The 20,297-nt window shown below is 32.8% G+C and carries 21 protein-coding genes; 14 read left to right on the forward strand and 7 right to left on the reverse strand.

Annotation, left to right across the window (positions count from 1 at the left end):
• Nucleotides 1-194: 194 nt before the first annotated feature.
• Complete coding sequence (locus JG29_RS08000) at nucleotides 195-881, forward strand: class I SAM-dependent methyltransferase (RefSeq protein WP_052696345.1); 687 nt, start codon at nucleotides 195-197, stop codon at nucleotides 879-881.
• Nucleotides 848-1,123: a YkoF family thiamine/hydroxymethylpyrimidine-binding protein gene (locus JG29_RS08005; RefSeq protein WP_045923463.1), complete on the forward strand. Its 276-nt coding sequence runs from the start codon at nucleotides 848-850 to the stop codon at nucleotides 1,121-1,123. Before JG29_RS08000 ends, JG29_RS08005 begins: the two co-directional genes overlap by 34 nt.
• 90 nt (nucleotides 1,124-1,213) lie before the next feature.
• Here JG29_RS08005 and JG29_RS08010 read toward each other — a convergent pair whose 3' ends face one another.
• The gene (locus tag JG29_RS08010) at nucleotides 1,214-2,068 is read right to left on the reverse strand and encodes an HNH endonuclease (protein WP_045923464.1); all 855 of its coding nucleotides are present in this window, start codon (nucleotides 2,066-2,068) and stop codon (nucleotides 1,214-1,216) included.
• 346 nt (nucleotides 2,069-2,414) lie between these two features.
• Between JG29_RS08010 and JG29_RS08015 the strand changes: the two genes are divergently transcribed.
• Complete coding sequence (locus JG29_RS08015) at nucleotides 2,415-3,167, forward strand: hypothetical protein (RefSeq protein WP_045923465.1); 753 nt, start codon at nucleotides 2,415-2,417, stop codon at nucleotides 3,165-3,167.
• A 555-nt stretch (nucleotides 3,168-3,722) separates the two neighbouring features.
• A complete protein-coding gene (locus JG29_RS08020; protein WP_045923466.1) occupies nucleotides 3,723-5,441 on the forward strand; it encodes an ABC transporter ATP-binding protein in 1,719 nt (572 codons plus the stop codon).
• A gap of 62 nt (nucleotides 5,442-5,503) precedes the next feature.
• Here JG29_RS08020 and JG29_RS08025 read toward each other — a convergent pair whose 3' ends face one another.
• From JG29_RS08025 to JG29_RS08045, 5 genes are all read right to left on the reverse strand, one after another.
• Entirely contained in the window at nucleotides 5,504-6,241 is a 738-nt protein-coding gene (locus tag JG29_RS08025; RefSeq protein WP_045923467.1) for a hypothetical protein, read from the reverse strand.
• Nucleotides 6,213-6,902 carry an ABC transporter ATP-binding protein gene (locus JG29_RS08030; RefSeq protein ID WP_045923468.1) on the reverse strand — a complete coding sequence of 230 codons (690 nt, stop codon included), beginning with the start codon at nucleotides 6,900-6,902 and terminating at the stop codon, nucleotides 6,213-6,215. Before JG29_RS08030 ends, JG29_RS08025 begins: the two co-directional genes overlap by 29 nt.
• A 1-nt stretch (nucleotide 6,903) precedes the next feature.
• Complete coding sequence (locus JG29_RS08035; protein ID WP_045923469.1) at nucleotides 6,904-7,437, reverse strand: DUF1700 domain-containing protein; 534 nt, start codon at nucleotides 7,435-7,437, stop codon at nucleotides 6,904-6,906.
• On the reverse strand, nucleotides 7,427-7,747 hold the full coding sequence (locus JG29_RS08040) for a PadR family transcriptional regulator (protein WP_045923470.1): 321 nt from the start codon (nucleotides 7,745-7,747) through the stop codon (nucleotides 7,427-7,429). The genes JG29_RS08035 and JG29_RS08040 overlap by 11 nt, the downstream gene beginning before the upstream one ends.
• 642 nt (nucleotides 7,748-8,389) lie before the next feature.
• A complete protein-coding gene (locus tag JG29_RS08045) occupies nucleotides 8,390-9,661 on the reverse strand; it encodes an RNA-guided endonuclease InsQ/TnpB family protein (RefSeq protein WP_045923471.1) in 1,272 nt (423 codons plus the stop codon).
• A 100-nt stretch (nucleotides 9,662-9,761) separates the two neighbouring features.
• Between JG29_RS08045 and tnpA the strand changes: the two genes are divergently transcribed.
• The 10 genes from tnpA to JG29_RS08100 all read left to right on the forward strand — a co-directional run bounded on the left by tnpA (nucleotide 9,762) and on the right by JG29_RS08100 (nucleotide 19,691).
• Entirely contained in the window at nucleotides 9,762-10,202 is a 441-nt protein-coding gene (tnpA, locus tag JG29_RS08050; RefSeq protein ID WP_045923472.1) for an IS200/IS605 family transposase, read from the forward strand.
• 45 nt (nucleotides 10,203-10,247) lie between these two features.
• Nucleotides 10,248-10,664, forward strand: a complete 417-nt coding sequence (locus JG29_RS08055; RefSeq protein ID WP_084232675.1) for a MerR family transcriptional regulator — start codon at nucleotides 10,248-10,250, stop codon at nucleotides 10,662-10,664.
• Nucleotides 10,665-10,739: 75 nt separating this feature from the next.
• The gene (locus JG29_RS08060) at nucleotides 10,740-11,606 is read left to right on the forward strand and encodes an aldo/keto reductase (RefSeq protein ID WP_045923473.1); all 867 of its coding nucleotides are present in this window, start codon (nucleotides 10,740-10,742) and stop codon (nucleotides 11,604-11,606) included.
• Between the two features lie 449 nt (nucleotides 11,607-12,055).
• Entirely contained in the window at nucleotides 12,056-12,250 is a 195-nt protein-coding gene (locus JG29_RS08065) for an SDR family oxidoreductase (protein ID WP_052696346.1), read from the forward strand.
• A gap of 493 nt (nucleotides 12,251-12,743) precedes the next feature.
• Nucleotides 12,744-13,202 carry a MarR family winged helix-turn-helix transcriptional regulator gene (locus JG29_RS08070; RefSeq protein ID WP_045923474.1) on the forward strand — a complete coding sequence of 153 codons (459 nt, stop codon included), beginning with the start codon at nucleotides 12,744-12,746 and terminating at the stop codon, nucleotides 13,200-13,202.
• A gap of 25 nt (nucleotides 13,203-13,227) precedes the next feature.
• Nucleotides 13,228-14,622 (forward strand): DHA2 family efflux MFS transporter permease subunit, encoded by a 1,395-nt coding sequence (locus tag JG29_RS08075; RefSeq protein WP_045923475.1) that lies wholly within the window; start codon nucleotides 13,228-13,230, stop codon nucleotides 14,620-14,622.
• A 794-nt stretch (nucleotides 14,623-15,416) separates the two neighbouring features.
• Entirely contained in the window at nucleotides 15,417-16,478 is a 1,062-nt protein-coding gene (locus JG29_RS08085; RefSeq protein ID WP_045923477.1) for a hypothetical protein, read from the forward strand.
• 584 nt (nucleotides 16,479-17,062) lie between these two features.
• On the forward strand, nucleotides 17,063-17,440 hold the full coding sequence (locus JG29_RS08090; RefSeq protein WP_045923478.1) for a carboxymuconolactone decarboxylase family protein: 378 nt from the start codon (nucleotides 17,063-17,065) through the stop codon (nucleotides 17,438-17,440).
• Nucleotides 17,433-18,200 (forward strand): SIR2 family NAD-dependent protein deacylase, encoded by a 768-nt coding sequence (locus JG29_RS08095; RefSeq protein WP_052696347.1) that lies wholly within the window; start codon nucleotides 17,433-17,435, stop codon nucleotides 18,198-18,200. Before JG29_RS08090 ends, JG29_RS08095 begins: the two co-directional genes overlap by 8 nt.
• A gap of 300 nt (nucleotides 18,201-18,500) precedes the next feature.
• Nucleotides 18,501-19,691 carry a MalY/PatB family protein gene (locus tag JG29_RS08100; RefSeq protein ID WP_052696348.1) on the forward strand — a complete coding sequence of 397 codons (1,191 nt, stop codon included), beginning with the start codon at nucleotides 18,501-18,503 and terminating at the stop codon, nucleotides 19,689-19,691.
• A gap of 80 nt (nucleotides 19,692-19,771) precedes the next feature.
• Here JG29_RS08100 and JG29_RS08105 read toward each other — a convergent pair whose 3' ends face one another.
• Complete coding sequence (locus JG29_RS08105; RefSeq protein ID WP_156961662.1) at nucleotides 19,772-20,158, reverse strand: MerR family transcriptional regulator; 387 nt, start codon at nucleotides 20,156-20,158, stop codon at nucleotides 19,772-19,774.
• Nucleotides 20,159-20,297: the final 139 nt, after the last annotated feature.

Genomic DNA, 20,297 nt, shown 5'->3' on the forward strand with positions numbered 1-20,297 from the left:
AAAAATTGATATCGCTAACATTAAGCTGGATGAAGTCTTGCTTTTCTAAATTAATTGGCAGTATAGTTTAATTGGAACCGGAAAGCAAGTAAAAACAAAGCTGCCAGGCAATACATGAAAAAATATCTGCTTTAGTTATAATTAAAATAAGTGCTAGTCCAGAAGTAAAAGTATTGAAGAAAAGAGGCGGAAATATGAAAAATGTGTTTAATGATTTTTATCAGGGCTATGATGATTGGTATCAGACCACTGTGGGGCAATTTGTTGCTGAGCAAGAAGCGCAGGCTTTAGTTGCTTTATTGCAGCCTCAAGCTGAGCAAAAAATTTTGGAAATTGGTTGTGGTACCGGACATTTTACCTTGGAGATGGTGCAAAGAGGCTGTCGGATTACTGGAATTGATCAGGCCCCCAAGATGCTTCAACAAGCGCAAACTAAATTATCGGCTTATTCAGAACAGGTCCAGTTACAAATAATGGATGCTCAAAAACTAGAGTATGCAGATAATCAGTTTGACAGTGTTTTTTCTATGGCAACCTTGGAATTTATCACGGATCCGCAAGTTGCCTATCACCAAATGTATCGTGTAGTTAAACCTGGAGGCACGATAGTTTTGGGCACAATTCAAAAGGGCAGTGCTTGGGCGGATTTTTATGAAAGTCCTGCTTGTCGAGGAACAGCTTATGAATATGCCCATTTTCTAACTTTAAAACAAATCCAAAATTGGGATCCCCAGCATTTTGCGAGTGCACAACAATGCTTATTCCTGCCTCCTAATTTACCAGATTCGGAATATAATAGTACTAATGAGAAAAATGCTCAAAAAACTAATTCCATAGGAGGCTTTGTATGTCTGAAATTTCGCAAATCAGCTGCCAATTGAGTTTCTATCCTTTGGGAGCAGCTGATTATAACCAGATAGTTGAACAAGTTTTACAATTGATTCGTCAACAAACGGCTGTTACTGCCGAAACTAATGATTTAGCCACTATTTTAAGGGGACCGGCTACTGACGTATTTCAATTATTAGAGCAAATAACTGATTATGCACAAGAACAAAAGTGGCATTTTGTCTGCAATGCGACTATTTCCAATACTTGCGGCTGTCAGCTGGAAAATAACTAATCTAAAATATATATTCACTATTATATATTATGTAAGCTGACTGAAGGTATATAGGTTAGAAAAGAGATAAATTAATTAGAGAGATAAATTTTAAATGTTATTTATGCTGAAATAATGTTTATACATTTCTAATGATTTTTGTTGAAGTAATTTAACATCCTTTTTATCATCAATTATATGCATTTTTTTATGACAATTCGGGCAGAGAGCTATAACATTATCAAGTCTATCTTTTCCACCACGTGATAGCCATTCAATATGATGAGATTCTAGATACGGATTGCCATCTTTGTCTTGAAAAGGTGCTGCTTTTTGGCATAGTTGGCATATTCCTTTTGCATATTTTTTAGAAATATATGCAATATAAGGATTTCTATAATATTTTTTCTCTTTTGCATTAACATAGTTTTTGTTGTCATAGTTTTTCTGATAAGTATCTATATTCTTTATTAAAGTATCCTCTTTTTTATTTTTATAACTTTTAATATTAATTGTACTATCAAAGAATTGCGATGAAATTGATGTTAAATTTTTAACTATTAATGGAAAAATTATGATTTTACGTTTTTCATTTTTTGTAAAGTATTGATATTTAAAATAAGGTCGTCCAATTGTTTTTACTTCGCCACAATATAGGTATTTATTTTGATCTGTGTTTATAAATAAAACTAACTTTGTAGTTATTTTTTCCGTATAATAAATTGAATTCAGTTTTTTATTACTTTGAAAATCTATAGATTGATCTCCCTTGCGCCCCATACCTATATAATAAAGTTTATTACCCTCCCAGCGATCGGGATATGGATTGTCATGAATTTTTGTTATTAATACTAAGATATTATTTTCGGTGGAAAAACGCATTCCACCCTCTGTACTCACAGTAAATTTTTTTGATAGTTCGGAATTACTTAAAAAATCTCCAATTTTTAAATTAACGTTACACATGATATTCTCCTTTATTTATAAAATTATTATAAATTAAAAGTTAATAAAGGGATATATTACAGAATATTTTTATTAAATAAGTGCTGATAGGGATCTTGAATTATATTTAAAGGAAATGATGTAAATTAAAAATTAATATATGAATTTTAGTTTTTAGTTTATTGATAATATAAAATTGATTTTATTTTAGTATGAAATTGCTAATTAAACTTTAAGTAACTAGCTTTTCTTTATGATAATACTGTTATTTATCTGAAGAGTTTTACTGTCTAGTAATAACGTATTTACATAAATTTCTAGAAGATAAATATTACTATATTCTCTCTTAGCAATAGGAGATGATGCCATGAAGCCACATATCAAAAATATTCTAGGATATTATCCTAAAAGAATGCAACGAACGGCTTTTATACGCATACAAACTCATAAAAAGAAACGTTTAAGATGGAAAATATTTTTAGTTATATTAATATCTGCAATGTGTTTAATAATACTTGCTGCTAATTTTAGCTACCTGGACCATCATTATTTCAATGTTGCGCAGCCAGCTGCTAAAGTTAAGCGTTCGAAGCATGTTAAAAAGAAATTCCATTCACAAAAAGCAATTACTGTTTCTAAATCTACCACTAATGAATCTACAACCGCCAAGCAGTCCACTAAAGCTGTTGATGAAGTCCAGCCGGAAAATAATCGCTCGGCAACAAATCCAGAAATTGCGAGAAATTATTTAATCGGTCAAGGATTTGCCATTGAACCAATTAGTTATGATGGAATTGCTGCCGATAAGGCAATGGATGAAAATATTGCGCCGCAAAATCTAGTCCATGATGGTTCCTTTTTGATTTACTTTCTTGATCCCAACAAAGCTATATATAAAGGATTGGGATCTTATAATCCGGTCTATAATTTAAACTATGATGTTGATGACAATAATATAATAATAAAGGATTTGTCCGATCAAATTCCCTACAGCGTTAATAATGGTATCATTACAGTTCATGATTGGAATACCCAGGATAATGCGGGTCATGTAATAACTTGGCGCTTAGATCCCAGTACTGAAGCAAAAACGATATTATTAACCTCCGATAGGCCATAAAAATGGTCAATTATGGTTCAGGTAGGAGCTGATTGATAAGTTTAGCGGTTTTATTGAAAGATTCGGTTACATATTATTGAATGTGTTAATTTTTATTGAGCAGTAATTGGCTTAAATTTTGTGAGCCCTTACTGCTTTATTTAACTACAGTCAGATATTCAAATTCTCAGATTTATATAGTTCAAGTTTGCAAAAAGCAATGATATTTATAATTGAAAAATTTCTAAAGATTTTGAGATAAATAAAAATTAGTGTTTGTTTAGAATTACTAGTTTTCTGAAAATTTAATAGCAGGAAATCGACCAAAAATTATACTATCCCACTGGTTGGGATAGTTTTTTTACTTTAGTAATAAAAATATCAACTCAATCCTCTTGATCTAACAAAAAGAGAGCCAATTTCTGTTGGAGTATTTAAAAAAGTTTGCCGTATTTTAAAAAAGTTCTGTTGATTATAAAATGTTTAGCGTATAGTGAAAAGACGTAAAAGTAATTAAAATAATTTAATAATTATTATTGGTAACTAATTTTTAAAACAGAGGGGCTGTTTTCATTAATGAAAAACTTTAAAAAATACGATCGGTTCAATTATTATCTGGCTTTGGTTTTTTCAGGTTTGGTGTATCCGTTGATAAATTTACTGTTGGCTATGGTATTAAAAAGATTAATTGACGCCGGGGTGGCGCGGGATATTGATGCTTTAAAATATGCGATAGTTGCCTGCTTATTAGTATGTATTTTGTTGGCGGCTGCGGTTTTTATTAGTGAATTGACCAAAAATAAATTCGTTAATAATTTTAGTAAAAAATACAGAAAGCATATCTTTGATGAAATTATTACAAGCGATTTAAATGAGTTCAACAATAACAGTATTGGTGATTTTTTATCAACGATGACCAATACTATTGCTACTATCGAGGATAAATATATTAAAGCTTACTTTAATGTTATTTCTAACTTTGCTTTATTGCTATTTTCAGTTGTAGGGATGTTCATAATTAATTGGAAGCTGTCAATAGCGGTTTTAATAATCAGTTTATTACCGCTTGTTCTTATGAGTTTATTAGGCGGAAAAATGCAAACCAAACAAAGAACAGTTTTGCAGCAGCAAGATGATTATGTTTCTCAAGTAAAAGATGCCTTTTCCGGATTTTTAGTAATTAAAAGTTTTAATATTGAAAAACAGATTAGTAAAGAATTTCAAATTAATAATAACAAGCGGGCAGATGGTGAATTGGCTCTGGCCGAATTTAATAACATTTCGATATCAATTTCCAATTTTTCCGGATACTTAGTTTTTCTTGTGGCTTACGGACTGGGTATGTTTCTGGTAATTAATGGCAGTACCAGTATTGGTGGAGTTACAGCTATTGTCCAACTAGTTAACTTTGTTGTAATGCCGATGAGTAAATTAGGTCTGGAAATAAATAATAAAAAGGCTGGTGGAAGTGCTGTTAAAACGCTGAATCAATTATTGGCTAAAATACATATTCCGATAAAAAATAACTACCCATACTTAGAATTAAATAGCTTTGCAACAGATATTAAATTCGTTAAAGTTAATTTTTCGTATCCCCAACCAGGCGAAAAAGGAAAAAGAGTGCTTTCAAATATTAATTTACAAATAGAGAAAGGAAAAAAATATGCCCTTGTGGGTATGTCTGGCAGCGGAAAATCAACGTTATTAAAATTGTTAATGAAATATTATAAATTGGAGCAAAATGGCAGTATTAGTATCGATAATGTGAATATTAATAAAATTAATTTAGCGTCACTTTATAAATTGATAAATATTGTTCAGCAGGATGTTTATCTTTTTGATGATACTCTTGCCTATAATATAAAATTAGGGGAATCATTTACAGATAAGGAACTGAATGATGCTATCAATAAATCAGGTTTAAGAAAACTAGTCGACAGCACCCCTGACGGAATTGAAATGAATGTGGGTGAAGAAGGAAAGGAGTTATCTGGTGGCCAAAAACAGCGAGTATCAATAGCGCGGGCGCTAATTAGAAAAACACCAATTTTACTAATGGATGAAGCCACATCAGCTTTAGATCAAAAAAATACTACGGAAATTGAGAATGCTATTCTGGAGGTAGCAGATTTAACGGCGATTGTAGTTACACATAAACTAAATCCTAATTTATTAAAAAGATATTATGCAATCATTTTTATGAAAGAGGGAACTATAACAGAAATTGGTTCTTTTGTTGACTTAATGCAACAAAAGGGGGACTTATATAATTTATGCAGCTTAACTATGAACTAATTGATTGCCTAATGCTTGATGTTAAGTAACTTGTATCTATTACCTAAAAACTGCAGCAAGCTTCAACTTAATCGTAAATAATTGATTGTTATAGTCTTTTTAATAATTACAAATAAAATAAGGCTTAAAGTAGTGAGCAGAATATTGATTAAACAGGCGGGCATCGAGTATTGGAAACTGGAACTGACGATTTGAATTTGTAAAATATTTAAATATATAGGATAAGCTTGAGCATTACCACTAAAACCAATAATCCAGTTGGAGATTTGTGTATTCACAGATAGTTTAAATAGGTAAATACTAAGCCCAATAAAAAGCATGTTAATTAGTAAACATACTAGGATACCAATTTTAGGTGATCTAATATTTTTAATTATTAAAAGGGAAAGATTGAACATTGTCAAAAAAGAAATTACTGAAATTATTTTTTGATAGCCAAAGAATTGAAAATTATGCAACAAGTTCTCTTTATCAATAAGATTAATTGCTAAAAATCCTAAGAAGGAATAGCACCAGAGAACAATGCCAGACATTAAACTTTTAATAAATAGTAACAGCTCATTGGAATAGGGCAACAGATGCAGTAAGTCATCTTCACCAAGATAATAGAATTTGAAATTATCAAAAGCCACAGCGAGTGTCAAGATCGTAGTGGAGACGGCAAACCACATAATATGTATTAGCTTCAAGTGTTCGAAATTAAAATTAGCTGCAATTATTAGTAAAATAAGTTCTATAAAAAATGGTATGGCTACCGCAAATAGTAATTTTTTACTCATATTGTAAATTAAACGAGTCATTGGCTACGACCTCCTTGAAAATTTTCTCTAGGGGTTTCTGTTTCTTTTTGACTAAATAGTCAACGGAATTTTCTAACAAAATTTTTCCTTGATTAATAATAATGACCGAATTAAAAATATAGTCGATATCCTGAATTAAATGGGTACTAATAATAATATTGCTGGATTGATTTTGATTATTAACAATTAGTTTGATCAGGTAATCTCTGGTTAAGGGATCAACAGACGCTAAAGGTTCATCAAAGATATATAAGGGAGTATTTCTAGATAAGGTCAGGGCAATATGAATTTGTTCCTGCATCCCCTTAGAACCCTTGCCAACTTTCATTTTTAAAGCGATATGAAGTTTTTTCATTATCTTTAGTGCTTTTGCTCTATCAAAATCAACATACACGCTGGAAAATAGATTGATAGCCTCGATAACAGTCATATTGGCATATAAAAAAGAACGATCAGGACAATAAGCGATATTCTTTTGATCGATATTCAATTGACCCGTGTATTTATTAATATTACCAACTAGTAGATTAATTAAAGTAGTTTTGCCAGCGCCATTAGGACCTAATAACCCAATTATTTGGCCTTGATCTTTTATAGATAAATCTACGGAATTTAAGGCTGTTTTGGAGCCATATTTAACAGTTATATTTTTTAAATACATATTATTGATCCGCCGCTTCCATTTTTTTAATTAAATAGTTGTTAAAAATACGTTGACCAAAAACTTCCATTTTTTTGGTAAGTTTATAGGCAAAAATAGCAATCACCATAAAGGCAAGAGAAATCAGCAATTGCAGTCCAAAACCGCCTTCACTTTGAAATCCCAGTAATGTTCCGATCAATAAAATTATCGGAGAAAAGGCAAAAATTAATTCAAAAAACATTAAACAAAAAATTACTAGCATTGATAACCAATACAATAAAAAAGGCAAAAGAATAAGCGGGTGAAATAACAAAAAGCTAAAACTTACCCGAACCTGCTTAACTTCGGGGATCTCTTTTTGTTCTGAAATTAATTGGTGAGCTAGATTTTCCGGACTACCCAGGTGTTTAATAATATCGGCTTCAGTTTCATTATTTTCGCTTCCTTCAGCGAAATATTCTTCGTAATCTCTAATTACGGCATTAACTTTAGTGGCGGACATTCCGAAGGCAAAAAGATATTTTTTGAGTAGCATTAAATAGTCACTTTTCATTGAAGTTCTCCTTTATATTATTTTGTACTGCTTGATTAATTTTTTTCCATTGTTCTAATAAGGCTGTTAAATAATCCTCGCCACTGTCTAAAAGGTGATAATTTTTACGAATTCTTTTTCCATGGGGAATATCATAAGTGCTTACTAGATTTTTTTTTTCTAATCTTTTTAAAACTGGATAAACTGCACCTTCAGTGACACCTAAGGATTCTGCAGCTTTTTTAGATAAGATATACGCATAATTATCACTTTTTTGTAATTGCAGCAATAGGATCATTTCCAATATGCCTTTATTTAATTGTGGATTCATTCTTCTTTGATCACCTTTTTTATTCACTTGAAAAGCAATTTAAATTTCTCTAGAGTTATTTTACAATAAATACTATTCAAAGAATAGTATTTATTAAATATTCTTTGGAAAAGTCAAAATAATCTGTCCAATAATTATAATATTCGAATGAAAAACATGACACTGGCTTGATTATTACTCTTTGTTGCCAGGATAAAAAATTGGGGCGGCCATAATTTTTTGTTTAACTTTACAAGCAGAGCGCTAAAATTTTAGTATGAAGCGAATTATAATAAATAATTACTAATTAAATTATGAGATAAGGTAGAAAGGCTGAGCATGAGAGCCATTTCAATGAATATTAAAAAGACTATCACGATGTTTGATCTGAGTTTAGATACATTCCCATATGGTGTCTGATTGGAATACTCAGGATAATGCGGGTCATGTAATAACTATGAAGTCGTATGTATCAGCCAATGTGACTACAGTTCGATTACAATCGTCAACCACTCCCGACTAAAGTCAGAAGCTTGTGAGAATCGCCCCTAACGGGGTAACGACCACAATTTGCTTAGATACAGCAATTGCCTGCTAGCAGGTCTTACATGCTAATTACCAAAGCCTTGAGAGTCCGCAGGTTGCCAGACGGACTATTGGTATTTATTTTGTGGCAAGCTTTTCTAATCCTTTATCAAGGATATTATTAGCTGCATTCCAATCACGAATGTGCTGGGTACCACATTGCGGACATGTCCATTTACGATCACTCAGTGTTAGTTTCTCTGTATTGTCAGTACCCATCACAAAACCACAATCATGACATGTTTGTGTGGTATTTCGGGGGTTAATCGTAATAAACTTCCGGTCATACAAAGCGGCTTTATAACTCAGCATTCTTAACAGTGTCCGCCATCCTACATCCGCAATACTCATTGCCAGTGCATGATTTCGTAGCATATTCTTACTCTGTAACTCTTCTGCAACAACCAAATCGTGGTTCTTGATCAGTATTGTTGAGACGAGATGGAGAAAGTTATTGCGACGATTAGCCACCTTGCGGTGAATAGCGGCCACCACTGCCCGTTGTTTTTGATAATTCTTGGAATCTCGTAAAGGTCGCTGTTCTTTTTTCGCCCGCAACGCCCGTCTGGACAGCTTACGCTGCGCCCGAGCCAATTTACTCTGAATTGAGCGATAGTATCGCGGGTTGGCCACGACATTACCATTAGAATCAGTCAAAAAGTTATCGGTATTTAGATCGATACCAACAGGATTGGATTCTTTACTGTTTGTCACCGTTACAAATGGTTGTTCAGAAGCCAGTTGCATTGAGACATAGTATCTGCCAGTGGCGTCCATTGAGATAGTAGTCGTGCCAATGCGAATATTTTCTCTACAGACAAACAACTTGGCTGGCATACCTTTGAAGCGTAGCATTCCCAATTTAGGGAGTCGTATATGTTTTCGGTCTAATAAACGGACACTACCATTTAACATATTTTTCACCGGCAATTTACTATCGTACTGGCAGGATGTTTGATACTTTTGTTCAGATCGCCTTTTGTGGAACACTGGTGTGCCTGACCGATGAACCTGACGAAAAAGCTTCCAAGCATAACGATAGTTTTTGATGGCATTAGCTTTCATTAAGCTGTCAAGGTCAGGATCATTAAGCCAGCCATGAATATTGGAGATGCCAGTTGCGGGATTCTTGAGCCGTTGTTCCAATGTCTGGATACGTTGCTTAACAAGCATGATTGGAATTTTTACTTGACGCAACATAAATAATTCCCGCTTCAGACCGTTCATTTCATTGTAGATAAAGCGACTGGCGTCACTATTACGCTTGATTAAGCGTTTCTGCTCAGTAGACGGAAAGATACGAACCTTAACACCATAATGATAGGGTAATTGAGCCATTGTTTTGTGCATGCGAGTTCACCTCCTTGCTTGTGATATACTAATTATATCACATGAGTTTCTATATATTCGGTACAATTCTAAGCGTAAAAGGGGGTATAAGGAGAAACGTATGAGTGACAAAAAGCAACGTTTAGACGACGCCATCTATGAACGTAACTATGTTTATAATTTCCATTTTCATCTGATTTGGGTCACAAAATATCGGAACGCGGCCTTCACCACACCACAATTAGTATCAGACATGAAAACGATTCTTCACCGTATCGCTGAACTAAATGAGGTCACAATCGAACAAATGGAGGTAATGCCTGATCATGTTCATATGCTGATTAGTTTTAAGCCAAAGTATGCACCTACAAATATTGTGAAGGCCTTTAAGGGTGGTTCTGCCAGAATGTTTTTTGAGAAGCACCCGGAAATCAAACAACAGAAATTTTGGGGTGGGCACCTTTGGTCGCCCAGTTACTACATGAGTACACTTGGAAACATGAGTAAAGAAGTCGTAGAAAAGTACATCAATAATCAAAGAAAAAATGCCTCACGGCATTAACTATTAGGCATTCATCTGCCTGATTAAAATCAGGAGATTTCTGCTTTGCTTTTTATTAAAAAAGCGGCTGCGATGTTTGATTTAAGTGTGGATACACTGCGCTATTATGAACGTGTAGGTGCAATTCCTCCTGTTCAGCGTAATAAGAGTGGTTATCGGGATTATACTACGAAGGATCTTAATTGGATTTATCTAGTAAAAAACTTGCGCAATGCGGGATTATCAATTAAATCTTTGATTGAGTTTGCGCATTGGTCCCAGTTACGGGAAAGTCAAAATGTTGAAATAGCCCAGAAACAAATTTTGTCTAAGCAATTAAAAGAAATTGAGCAAAAGATAGTAAAAATGCAGAAGGCCAGAGACTTACTCCTTTATAAAATCAAAACTTATGATGAACATCTTGCTAAATTCAAAACCGGAGCATCTGATAAAGTAGAAAAATTATGGGAACGAGAACATTAAACCTTTTTGCTTGCTCTGGACTGAACTTCAAGGTTTAGGATAAAACTGTTAAAGAAATTAATAGGAGGAAATTATATGCAAACTATCCAATTGAATAATGGTGTCAAAATGCCGCAATTAGGATTTGGTGTTTACCAAATTCCACCGGAAGAAACCTCTGAAGCTGTTTATCAAGCTATTAAAATAGGCTACCGTCTGATCGATACGGCTGCAATTTATGGTAATGAAAAAGAAACCGGGATGGGAATTAAACGCGCTTTGGATGAAGGCCTTGTAACTCGAGAAGAATTATTTGTTACTTCAAAATTATTTATTTTGCAAGCCCCCGAGGACAAGGCCGCGGTCACAATTGAGCATTCTTTGAAGGTGATGAATTTAGATTATCTAGATCTTTATTTGATTCATCAGCCCTATGGAGATATTTATGGTGCTTGGCGGGCTTTAGTTGCTGCCCAAAAGGCAGGTAAAGTACGGGCAATTGGAGTGTCTAATTTTAAAGCTGCGAAAATGATTGAGTTTGTAAGGATAAATGATGTTAAACCTCAAATCAATCAAATTGAAGTGAATCCGTGGAATCAAAGAATTGCAGATCAGAAGTGGCATGACAAATACGGGGTTCAAATTGAGGCCTGGGCTCCCTTTGCTGAAGGACGGCAAGATCTATTTACCAACCAAATATTAGCAGAGATTGGCCAGCAATATGGCAAAACTGTCGGACAAGTGGTTTTGCGCTGGCTCATGCAAAGAAAGATTATTGCTTTAGCAAAATCCACCCATCCCCAGCGAATGGCAGAAAATCTGGATATTTTTGATTTTGCACTTTCCCAGTCCGACATGGCAAAAATAGCGACTTTAGATAAAAAAGAATCTGCGTTCTTTGATCATGATGATCCGCAACAAGTGGAGTGGTTTATGCAGCGGATGGTGGATACAGAAAAATAAGGTTCAGGATGAATCTTTAAGAGTTTTAATCAAAGCTCTGCAACTGCTGTAAAATGGAGCATGCTCTAAATTTTTCTATATTCAGGAAAATATTGGGAATTTATTATCATTTAGATAGATTGATTGTCACATGTTATTTATATGATGTGCAGCTGAAGAACTCTCGACAGATAAGCTTTAGAAGTCTAATGTATATGCAGGATTCAGATTAATAATTAGAAAGGCTATCCGGTCAAACAAACAATACTCTTTGGCGGTAGTTATATCATTTTTTATATTTAATCTAATAAAAGTAGCATCGATTAGAGATACTAGTAATAATATTTATTATGTACTAATTTTTTAGATGATAATGTTTTATCACGATAAAAAGTAAATTTGCACTTTGAGCAATTAGGGAAGGTTTCTGCCAAGAGTAAAGATAAAACAATCTTAAATCAACTATTATTTTGCACGATGCTGTAGCTACAGAATTGTATAAGACTATTACTGATCCTCAAACAGCAAAAGCTGTCCACGAACAGCAGCTGGCTGAAGGTTTAACAACTACTGATATTGCGCAAGTAGTAGCTTTTGCTATTGATACACCTGCTAGAATTGGGGTTAGCGATATGGTTATTCGGCCCATTCATCAGGATATTTAAGCTAAGAGATAAAATGAGTTCAAGTTTAACTATTTAATTTTGAAAATATTATCAATCTAGAATTCGCAAACTGTCTCAAATTAGGGACAGTTATTTTTGGTTTATAAATCAATTGAATTTCACAATCGTAAAATTAGTTTTAGTTTAAATTATTCAATTAATATTCAAAAAGAGAACATTCAAAAAGTTGATCCCCTTGTGCTGACTGCTAAATTACGTACCCCAAATAATAAGCATTCCTAGTAATATTGAGATAATCATATAAAAATATGATCCAATAGAAGTAAACATTGTTTCTGCCTGATTGTAGTTAGATAAGTATTTATTTTGGAATTAGATTACGGATTGCTATTTATTTCTCATTAAAGAATCAGCCGATAAATTATAGTTTCTCAGCTGCTATAAAAATTAATCGTTGACTAAGTTTATTTTTAAGCAGCTTTTTATTGCTTTTAAGCAAATAGGTAGTAAACTACATTTTGAGGTGTTAAATATGCAAAATAATAAAATTAACAGTTTAGGTCCTTTAATTAAAGTGGCTAATAACTTAATAGAAAAAGAATTGAATAATAACATGAGACAGTTGTTTACGGAATTTAATTTAACTGGTCCCCAAGTTGCCTTATTAACTTATCTTTATGAGGCACAAAGTCGAACTGTTTCTCAAAAAGAATTAGAAACAGTTTTTGTAATTAGCCATCCAACCATTCGTAGTATTGTAAAACGCTTAGAACAAAGACAATTAATTAATATTTCTACTTTAAAAAGTGATCGCCGGCAAACGATTCTTTCCTTATCGGCTTCTGGTTCAACTTTAATCAAAAATAATATCAGCAAAATTTATCAAGTTATGAATCACATCAATCAAAAAATAACTCAAGATATTACTCCTAATGAACAGCAACAATTAATTATATTAGTGCAAAAAATAGTTCACAATTTTACTAAGTAGTAAACTACATTAAAGAGGAAAAATCATGCAAATTAATATAAAAAAACGTAATATTATGATGATTATTTTATTGTCGGGAGCCTTTATTTCCTTATTAGCAGAAACATTCTTAAATAATGCCTTAGTAACTATTATGAAGGCTTTTCAAGTTAACCAAGCTACGGCTCAGTGGTTATCAACGGGTTATTTATTGATTGTGGGAGTCATGATTCCATTATCGGCTTGGATATTTGAAAGATTTTCCACACGCAATAGCTATTTAGTAATGTTATCCATATTTATTGTCGGTTCGCTGTTGTGTTTAACAGCTACTAATTTTTATATTTTGTTAAGTGGGCGCATGATTGAAGCAGTTGCTGCTGGTGCATTGATGCCCTTTATTCAAAATGTTATTTTTCAATTATTTGATCCAAAGCAGCGGGGAATAGCTTTAGGGATGACAGGTCTAGTAATTGCTTTTGGCCCAGCAGTAGGGCCAACTATTTCAGGAATAATTTTAAAATATTATGATTGGCGGATGCTTTTTATAATTTTAACTATTGCCAGTTTAGTTATTTTGATTTGGGCTTTTATAAGTTTTTCGGAAATTAATACTCCGCATAAGCTTAGTTTGGATTGGTTGTCTTTTGGGGAATCTATTATAGGATTTGGTCTTATTTTATTTATCTTTTCTGAGATCGGTAATACGGGCCGAATTACGCTAAGTCAAAGCATTATTTTACTGGTGGGAATTAGCATTTTGGCTTTATTTGCTAGAAGACAGCTCCATTTATCAGAACCGTTATTAAATATTCGGGTATTTTTAAATAGTCAATTTAATTGGACTACAACCTTAAGTACACTGAGTAATTTAGCAATGGTAGGCATTGAACTGGTATTACCAATGTATTTACAAACTACACGTCATGAAACTGCCCTTAGTACCGGCTTAATTATGCTGCCGGGAGCAATCATTATGGGAATCTTTAATCCATTATCAGGTTATCTCTTCAATAAGTTAGGTGTAAGAACCATTTCTTTTATTGGATTTATTACTTTACTAATAGGTACGATGCCAATGGCTTTTTTTACAGCAAATACATCAGTTGGACTTATTGCCATCAGTTATGCTGTCAGGATGATGGGAATTGCCTTAACGATGATGACAACTTTTACAGCCGGGATAAATTCTTTAGATGCAGCTGATACTGCTTATGGTAATGCAGTATCTTCAACTATTCGCCAAATTGGAGGATCTTTAGGGACGGCAATTTCTATGACTATCGTGAGTTTAGGATCCTTGTCGGCTCTTAATAAGGGACAATCTACTAGTGCAGCTACTACCATTGGATTTCACTGGGCTTTTTATTTCATGATCGGAATTGCTATTATAGGTATTTTAATTTCATTTAAATTACCCCAGCAGCAATCAAATGAGTAATCAAGAAAACGCAGAAGAAATTGCAAATCGATTGAAAAAATCATTTTTACAAGATATTTATAGCATCCATAAAGATATGTGATCTTATTTTATAGTTTTAAAGAAGATGCGATGGTATTGTTTAGAAACTGCTAATAATGGTTGTGTCAAGAATTTTGTGTAAATGAATTTTTGAGAATATTAGTAAAGAAAATATGAGTATTAGAATATTTGATAGTTATGTACAGCAAGAAACTCAAAAAAGAGATCCTAGTAAAATACTTTATAACTTTAAAAATAGAGATAGGGGTATCAAGTATCCAATCAGTATAGATAAAGAAATTAATATTATCAATTTCTATAAAGATGCTTCTCCAGCGGAAAAATCGCTGTATGATAAATTACATTTGTAACTAACTTATACTAAATATTTAGCGCAGACAGATCTGGAAATAAATATAAAACGTGCTACCGGAATTATGCTTTATGAATTTAATTATCTGGGATTACAAGATTCAGGGCATTGGATCTGTAATAACTTTGATAAATTAATTCACAAATAAATCCGTTTAGATTTAAGTCTTTACGGATTTTTTTAATGCACAAGATTAATGATGAAATAAAAGATTAAATAACGGTTTGAAACGCCTGAAAGCAAATTGATACTTAAAAAATGATTGTTACTGATATGAAACTAAAAACTGTGTTTGACCAGACCAGCACTCAGCTTCCTTGGGTAATTTAAAGTAGATGTCAAAAATAGAATTATTTTTGGCCAACAGCTAATTATACAGGTAGAAAGAGAAGTGACCAGTATGGGAGAAAGAACACAGGCTTTAGTCGAGGTTTTACAAGGAGATAGTTTAAAACAGCTGGTGGGGGTCTCCTTACATTATCAGTGGGGATTTGGCCGTTTAATGTTGATGGATGTCTTGAACATTCAAAGACAGCTGTGCAGGATGGATTTTAGAGCTGAATTGAATAATAATTTCAGTAAAAATAAATTATCGGTATTATTAGGCACAAAGATTTTAAGATTTTCAACACAGGGAGAGGAAAATTTTTCTTGTGCTGCTGCTCAACGACGCAGTTATTTGGAAAATTTGGAACAGGTAATGCTGCAAAGTGATAATAATAACGGTTATGCGCATTTAATAATCATTTTAAATCAGCAGGGATTGTATCAAAAATCGGTGTTAGCCTTGTATAATCATCGCCAAGAGCTGGTTAGTTTACGAAGATGGATCAAGCAAGGCGGTGGGGCTTATTTTGGTAATAAAATTTGGCGTAACGGTTATCGCAGCTTGTGTAAAGCGCAGGGAGTGCAATTAATTAGTCCTCCCGAAGGTGCTAGCAATGGATTACCAGCTGCTAAAATTCATAACACGCAAGTAATAATTGAACTAAAACTGGATGAAAGTAATACCTTGCGCTATCTTTGCCGTTGTAAATATGAAGATGGTGCTGATCTGTTACAAAATTTACTTAATTTAAGTATTTCTGTAGATGGCCTTATTATTTTTGATAGTCATGGCAATCGAACAAAATTATTTCAAGAGATATCCCGCAAGTTGGATTCTCATTGGAAGATTACCGAATTATCGAGTAAAGAGCAATATTTCCTGGATGAAAATAACCTAACAGGTACCTATGCTAAATTAGTTCTGGAATTTGATAAGATAGATCTAAAGAATAATCTGTTAGTTTTATATAATGTAAAGTCTGAAGCAGTTACTTTGCAAAATTGGATTGATTTAACAGTCGGTTCCAACTTGCATAATGAACGGTGGCTGTTAGGTTTTTGGCTGATGTGTGAATCTTATGGTTTTAATATTTATGATCCTCGTGAATCTAAGGATGCTTTAATATTAATTTGATTATTGAAGTTAAAGATTTGAGAAATTTAAAAAGCTATGGAGATTTAAATGTTGATGTAAAATTATTTTTAATAATAATATTGAATAGGGCGATAAAAATGGAAAAAGAAAGAATAAAAAATATTATCCGGTCGCAATCTGGTGACTGCCTATGATTGGATAAGTTAGATACGATTAATTTTTAAACTAGTTTAATGAGCATTAATAATAAAAACTTATGTATTAATCAAAAAGGCAATTAATATTATCAAATAAGTTAGTTTTGCAGTTTCATATTGTTAAAGCAGCAACTTTTCTAAATACAGAAGAGTTGCTTTTTTGTTTTTAAGAATGCACGCTGCAAAAGCTGAGCTTTTTTTATTCCGCTATTTTCATAGTCAGATGTTTCTGACTCAATCGGCAAAGATAAGCTTATCTTTACTTAAAATCTCATGATGCTAACTTATATTGGACATTATGATTTTATGTAGTGGCTGTCTAAATAAATTTAAAAAAAGTCTTGACATGGAGTAAACTCCAGCATTTATATTTTCTATTTGTAAATACTTATTACAGTGATGCTACAAATTAAGGAGGTTTCAGTAATGGAAGAATTAAGTAGATTAGATTTAGGAAAAGCAACTCTCGCTAAAGTTGATGGTCCAGCTGCGGATAATGTTATGGACTCATTAAAGGATATCGCACCCGATGTAGGCAAATATATTTTTGAATTTGCTTTTGGTGATGTCTATAATCGGCCTACTTTGGACTTAAAACAAAGAGAAATGATTACAATCACCAGTTTGTTAACTCAAGGTGATACTGCGGCCCAATTAGACGTCCACATCAATGCTGCTTTAAATGTTGGTTTAAAAGAGGAAGAAATTATAGAAACATTTATCCAATGTATACCTTATGTAGGCTTTCCCAAGGTTTTAAATGCTATTAATGTTGCTAAGGAAGTATTTAAGAATCGTGAATAACATCGATATAGAAAATATAGATTTTTTATGTCAAAAAATACAACAAGCAAAGCACTTGGTCGCCTTTACCGGAGCAGGGGCTTCAACTGATTCCGGAATTCCTGATCTTGATGGAATCAATGAGATTTTAAAAAAGGATGGGCTATTTAGTTATTTACATTTTCATATGGGAGTTTTTGGGCTACTCAATTCAAATTTTGCTATCAATAATCCGGTTGAATTTTATAGATTATATAGAAAAACCTTTTTTAAACCTTATGCAGTGCCTAATAGTACCCATAACGTACTGTCACAATTGGAAAGTATGGGTATTTTAAAAAGTTTAATCACTATGAATATCGATACATTGCATCAAAAGGCAGGTTCCCAAAAGGTTATTGAATATTGGGGCAATATGCGGCTTAACCGCTGTTGTAAGTGTAATAAAGAATATGATTGGGATTTAGCATCTTATGATCAAAACAAAATACCCTTATGTGCTGCATGTGGTTCAATAATAGTTCCAGAATTTATTTTACGTAATTTAGCAACTTATCCTAAAGCAGTACAGCAAGGAGAAGAAGCAATAAAAAATTCGGATGTTCTTATTGCGGTGGGAACGAGAAGAAGCTTTTCTGCGTCTGATAATAAGGGAATGATATTTGTTATTAATAATAAAGATAGTTTCCATAATAGTGATAAGAATGTGATTAACATACAGGGTAATGCCAATGAAGTATTCAAACTGATCGAAAAACGGTTGAAAAATATAAGAGGCTGATTTTATTTTTTGATGTTAAGTAAGGGGCCTTTTTCAAAATTTAACACTAGGTGAAATGTGAAGGACAAATAAAATAATAAACATTTGGAAAATTAATAGAGCTTTTGCTGTCCAGCGCTGCCAATAAGCAATGAGGGAAAATTTTTCAAGTCCAGTAAAGCATACGAATACCAAAGTAAGCGCTTTATAAAAACTGGTTGATGTACTGACACAGTAACTTTAATATCTGCTTTCAAATTAGCTAATTGGAGGCAAAGTAGAACTTGGGCAAAAAACTATTAATGATAGGAATAATTAGACATGAATTTTGAGCAAGTAATTAATCGTAAAAATACTTATAGTATGAAATGGGATGGTGCCCAGTCCCTTTATCACAATTCCAACTTAATTCCTATGTGGATTGCAGATATGGATATTAAAGCACCAGAACCTATTATCGCTGCAATTAAAAAGTATGCTGAACACGGAATATATGGTTATGTAGAATATCCGGAGTTAACAGAAATACCGCAGGTGATAGCGGAATGGTTGAAAAAAAGAAATAATTGGAATGTTAAACCTGAAAATATTGGTTATAGTTCAGGAGTAATTAATGGAATTAGTCTTGCTATTAGATCTTTAACCAAAGAAAATGATTCCATAATAGTCCAGAGTCCATTATATGGTCATTTTAGAGCTGCCATTGAGAATAGTAAAAGAGTGTTAGTGAAAAACGATCTAATTAGAAAAGATAACAGTTATTTCTTTAATTGGAATAAGTTAGAATCGCAAATTGTTGCTCATAATGTTAAAATGGCTATCCTCTGTAATCCCCATAATCCCACGGGCAGAGTTTGGACTAAAGATGAATTAAATCACTTTGTTAGTATTTGTCAACAACACCAAGTCATAATTATTTCGGATGATATTCACAGTGATTTAATATTACCTGGCTATCGATATTATCCGGTTGCGTCTGTTTGTCCAGAATATAGTAATCAAATAATAACTTTTAAGTCTTTATCTAAAACATTTAACTTGGCTGGGCTACAATTTTCCTATTATCTGACTACAAATAATACTTATTTGAAAAAGATGAAACAAATCGCCCAGTATTCTGCCAATCCTGAGTGGCCAACTGCTTTTGCTTTACCAGCCGTAGCAGCCGCTTATGGAAATTCAGATTGTGAAAAATGGTTGCAGCAATTATTAGTGTATTTAGCTGATAATTTGAAATGGTTAACTAATGAAGTTGAGAGTAAAACTCCAGCGGTAGTTACCAAGAGCCAGTCTACTTATTTGGCTTGGATTGATGTCAGCTATTTACATTGTTCTGAAGCTGATTTACTCAATGCACTGGATATGAGCGGGATAGGTATTCAATCTAATCAAGATTTTGGTTTAAATAATCAAGATGGTTTATTTATTAGATTAAATTATGCAACTGCAAAAGAAGTTTTAAAAGAGGGTATTCATCGATTAATAATTGGTTTAAATAATCTTAGTAAATAATAAAAATACAGATCCGTAAAAGTAAACTTGACTTTCACGGATCTGTATTTGAGTTCATATTAAAAACTTAAGTAACTAACTTAGTTTTTGGCATAATGCTGTTTTTTTATTTTTGCTTTATAAATATCTATTTTGTTGTTTAAAAATAAAATATGTTCTTCTAACTGTTTTGAATTTTGTTCTAATCTTTGCTTTTGTTCATATAATAAGGATAATCTTTCATTAATGGTACTATCCCCCTGATCCCTTAAATTGGAATACTCTTTGATATTTTTTAAGGGCATTCCCGTTTGTTTTAATTTTTTGATAAATTGAATCCATCTAATATCACTATCAGAATACATCCGAATATTATTTTGATCCCTAGCGGGTGTTATCAGCCCTTCTTTTTCATAATAACGTAAAGTATCAATGGTTAAGTTTGTTATCTTAGAGATTTCTCCAATTTTGTATGTTTTTGAGTCCACCAGTAATCATTTCCTTTTTATAATCTTTTATTTACCTGGGGGTGAGTTAAGTATGGTGCTAATAGCTACTAAGACATATTCTAAACACTAGACACGTATATATTCAATATCAAAGAACTGTCCCAACCACAATAAAACA

Source organism: Bombilactobacillus mellis, assembly GCF_000967245.1.
GTDB lineage: Bacteria > Bacillota > Bacilli > Lactobacillales > Lactobacillaceae > Bombilactobacillus > Bombilactobacillus mellis.

Excerpts from the sequence above, each read along its gene's own strand:
- JG29_RS08040 (WP_045923470.1), bottom strand. The coding sequence starts at position 7,747 with ATGAATCCACAATTAAATAAAGGCATATTGGAAATGATCCTATTGCTG.
- JG29_RS08045 (WP_045923471.1), bottom strand. The coding sequence starts at position 9,661 with ATGCACAAAACAATGGCTCAATTACCCTATCATTATGGTGTTAAGGTT.
- JG29_RS08005 (WP_045923463.1), top strand. The coding sequence starts at position 848 with ATGTCTGAAATTTCGCAAATCAGCTGCCAATTGAGTTTCTATCCTTTG.
- JG29_RS08025 (WP_045923467.1), bottom strand. The coding sequence starts at position 6,241 with ATGACTCGTTTAATTTACAATATGAGTAAAAAATTACTATTTGCGGTA.
- JG29_RS08085 (WP_045923477.1), top strand. The coding sequence starts at position 15,417 with ATGGGAGAAAGAACACAGGCTTTAGTCGAGGTTTTACAAGGAGATAGT.
- JG29_RS08070 (WP_045923474.1), top strand. The coding sequence starts at position 12,744 with ATGCAAAATAATAAAATTAACAGTTTAGGTCCTTTAATTAAAGTGGCT.
- JG29_RS08000 (WP_052696345.1), top strand. The coding sequence starts at position 195 with ATGAAAAATGTGTTTAATGATTTTTATCAGGGCTATGATGATTGGTAT.
- JG29_RS08010 (WP_045923464.1), bottom strand. The coding sequence starts at position 2,068 with ATGTGTAACGTTAATTTAAAAATTGGAGATTTTTTAAGTAATTCCGAA.
- tnpA (WP_045923472.1), top strand. The coding sequence starts at position 9,762 with ATGAGTGACAAAAAGCAACGTTTAGACGACGCCATCTATGAACGTAAC.
- JG29_RS08090 (WP_045923478.1), top strand. The coding sequence starts at position 17,063 with ATGGAAGAATTAAGTAGATTAGATTTAGGAAAAGCAACTCTCGCTAAA.
- JG29_RS08030 (WP_045923468.1), bottom strand. The coding sequence starts at position 6,902 with ATGTATTTAAAAAATATAACTGTTAAATATGGCTCCAAAACAGCCTTA.
- JG29_RS08020 (WP_045923466.1), top strand. The coding sequence starts at position 3,723 with ATGAAAAACTTTAAAAAATACGATCGGTTCAATTATTATCTGGCTTTG.
- JG29_RS08035 (WP_045923469.1), bottom strand. The coding sequence starts at position 7,437 with ATGAAAAGTGACTATTTAATGCTACTCAAAAAATATCTTTTTGCCTTC.
- JG29_RS08015 (WP_045923465.1), top strand. The coding sequence starts at position 2,415 with ATGAAGCCACATATCAAAAATATTCTAGGATATTATCCTAAAAGAATG.
- JG29_RS08100 (WP_052696348.1), top strand. The coding sequence starts at position 18,501 with ATGAATTTTGAGCAAGTAATTAATCGTAAAAATACTTATAGTATGAAA.
- JG29_RS08060 (WP_045923473.1), top strand. The coding sequence starts at position 10,740 with ATGCAAACTATCCAATTGAATAATGGTGTCAAAATGCCGCAATTAGGA.
- JG29_RS08075 (WP_045923475.1), top strand. The coding sequence starts at position 13,228 with ATGCAAATTAATATAAAAAAACGTAATATTATGATGATTATTTTATTG.